The following is a 3,141-nucleotide window of genomic DNA, read 5'->3' as shown; positions in this document are numbered from 1 at the left end:
TATAGTAGAAATAGCTAAAAGAAATACACTTCATACTTTTACAGTTATTCCCAAAAGATGGGTTGTAGAGCGTTCTTTTGCGTGGATAGAAAAATGTCGCAGGCTATGGAAAAATTGCGAAAGAAAACTACATACAAGCCTGAATATGGTGGTTCTTGCTTTTATTGCTCTACTTTTGAAAAGATTTTAAACAGGCTCTTAAAAAGAAAAACTAACATCGATGCGGAGAAATATATGCAGAACTCTTTTTTTAATACACTCACATCTTTAGATGGTACAGAATACAAGTATTACTCTTTGCCTAAATTAGCAAAACAGTTAGGGATTGATTTATCCAGGCTACCGATCTGTATTCGGATTATGTTAGAATCTATCTTACGCAATTGTGATGGTAAGCGTATTAGAAAAGAAGATGTTGAGCATTTGGCGCATTGGAATAAGGAACCCTTGGAATACGATATTCCTTTTATAGTAGCACGTGTTTTGTTACAGGATTTTACCGGTGTTCCTTTGCTTGTTGACTTAGCTGCTATGCGCGATGCAATGGCTAAACAAGGATTAGATCCTAAAAAAATCGAACCTATTGTCCCAGTGGAGTTAGTAATAGATCATTCTGTACAAGTAGACAGATCAGGAACACCAGATGCGTTTTTATTCAATTTGGAAATTGAATTTCAACGCAATCGAGAAAGATATGAATTTTTGAACTGGGGAGAGCAGGCTTTTAAAACGGTTAAAATCATTCCTCCTGGAATTGGTATTGTCCATCAAATTAATTTAGAACATCTAGCTAGCCTTGTAACAGAGAAAGATAAGCTATTATATTTTGATACTGTTGTAGGAACTGATTCACATACTACAATGGTGAATGGACTAGGGGTGCTTGGTTGGGGTGTGGGGGGGATTGAAGCAGAAGCTGCTATGTTAGGACAGCCTTATTTTTTGCAAGCTCCTGAGGTAATCGGAGTGTATTTATCGGGCAAATTATTAGATAGAGTAACGGCAACTGATTTGACTTTGAGGATTACAGAGCTGTTACGCAGTGAAAAAGTAGTAGGTAAGTTTATTGAATTTTTTGGGGAAGGAGCTGCTACCTTAACTCTTGCAGATCGTGCTACAATTGGAAATATGGCACCTGAATATGGAGCGACCATCGGTTTTTTTCCAACCGATGACCAAACAATGAGCTATCTACAAATGACAGGGCGCACTAAAGAGGAGATAGAAAGAGTTAAACAATATCTACAAGCGCAAGAAATGTATGGAATGCCTCTTTCCAATCAAATTGATTATACACGTGTCATTCAGTTGGATTTATTCAGTATTAAACCCTGTGTTGCAGGTCCTAAGCGTCCTCAGGATCGGATTGATTTAGAGCAAGTAAAAAAGCGATTTAATCACTTGTTCTTAGCTCCTATCTCAAAAGGGGGTTATGGTAAAAAAGAAGAAGATAAAAAGACCTGTATTGCAACTCATTCTGATGGAAATTTCCATCTACATGAACCGCATATCATGGGAGGAACTCCTTGTCTAGTCAAAGAGAATACTACTACTTGGAGCGAAACCGAGATGGTGACTAATCGTCCTTTAAATTATAGTGTCATTAATCCAGGCTATACGCAGCATTCTTCGCGAGATATTCATCTAAAACATGGATCAGTAGTGATTGCTGCTATTACTAGTTGTACAAACACTAGTAATCCTTCTGTAATGATTGGAGCCGGACTAATAGCTAAAAAAGCAGTAGAAAAGGGACTGCAGGTCAATCGTTCTATTAAGACAAGTTTGGCTCCTGGATCACGTGTAGTTACCGATTATTTACAAAAAGCTGGGTTACAAAAGTATTTAGATGTGTTGGGTTTTAATTTAGTTGCTTATGGGTGCACAACCTGCATTGGTAATAGCGGTCCCTTAGATGAAAAGATTGAAAATGCGATTAAGCAATACGATTTAATAGTAGCTAGTGTATTAAGCGGTAATCGTAATTTTGAAGCACGGATTCATGGATCTGTTAAGGCTAATTTTTTGATGTCACCTCCCCTTGTAGTAGCCTATGCTCTAGCAGGGAATATGGATATTGATTTTGAGAAAGATCCATTGGGCTATGATTTAGTGGGGAATCCTGTTTTTTTAGTCGATATTTGGCCTTCTGCAAAAGAGATCAAAGAGACCATTTTTCAAGCAATGCAGCCTGAGATGTTTAAAAAGCGCTATGAACATATTTTAGAGGAGAATCCTCTTTGGAAAAAAATAGAAAAAAAGACTGGGTCTCAATATGCATGGGATAAAAAAAGCACCTATATCCAGTGTCCTCCTTTTTTTGAACATTTTTCTAAAAAGTTACCTATTCGACCAAAGCTTACCGGTATGAGACCACTTGCTTTGTTTGGTGATTCTATTACTACAGATCATATCTCTCCAGCTGGCGCTTTTAGAGCAAATTCTGCTGCTGGTAAGTATTTGATTGAGCATGGTGTTAATGAAACAGATTTTAATAGCTATGGTAGTAGAAGAGGAAACCACCATATTATGATGAGAGGTACATTTGCTAATCTACGTATTCGTAATCAGATGCTCAAAGGAAAAGAGGGTGGTTTTACCAAGCTCATGCCCGAGGGAAAAGAAATGCAGATATTTGAAGCGTGTCAGAAATATGCGGAGCGTAAAGTCCCTTTAATCGTTTTTGCTGGCAGTGATTATGGGATGGGTAGTTCCCGTGACTGGGCAGCCAAAGGAACAGCATTGCTTGGTGTGCGTGCTGTGGTAGCACGTAGTTTTGAGCGCATACATCGCAGTAACTTAGTGGGTATGGGAGTGCTTCCTTTGCAGTTTCAAGAAAATGCTAGTTGGGAAAGCCTTCAGATTAATGGTACGGAAACATTTGACCTAATGGGTTTAGAAAAGGAATGTAAACCACATCAAAAGGTTATTTTAAAGATTTATCGAGAAGATGGCTCCACTCAAGAAACATCTTTATTGGTTAGAATCGATTCTGTAGTTGAGGTGGATTATTATTTGCAGCGAGGGATCTTGCCTTATGTACTTAGAGCCTGTTTAAAATCTTCTCATTAAGGTATAATGATAGTTTTCATAAAACCTTTGGAGGTAGTTATGACCCGCTCTTATCCAAGCGATATTTCT

At 38.0% G+C, this 3,141-nt stretch carries 2 protein-coding genes; both read left to right on the top strand.

Annotation, left to right across the window (positions count from 1 at the left end; all coding sequences use genetic code 11):
* The coding region (locus RHOW815_RS07480) for a transposase (RefSeq protein ID WP_215217692.1) at positions 1-190 on the top strand (190 nt) is incomplete at its 5' end.
* 44 nt (positions 191-234) lie between these two features.
* The gene (locus tag RHOW815_RS07475; RefSeq protein ID WP_215217693.1) at positions 235-3,072 is read left to right on the top strand and encodes an aconitate hydratase; all 2,838 of its coding nucleotides are present in this window, start codon (positions 235-237) and stop codon (positions 3,070-3,072) included.
* Positions 3,073-3,141: the final 69 nt, after the last annotated feature.

The organism is Candidatus Rhabdochlamydia sp. W815, assembly GCF_018642185.1.
Lineage (GTDB): Bacteria > Chlamydiota > Chlamydiia > Chlamydiales > Rhabdochlamydiaceae > Rhabdochlamydia > Rhabdochlamydia oedothoracis.
The sequence above is the reverse complement of the archived record's forward strand: the minus strand, read 5'-3'. Positions and strand labels throughout refer to the sequence as shown.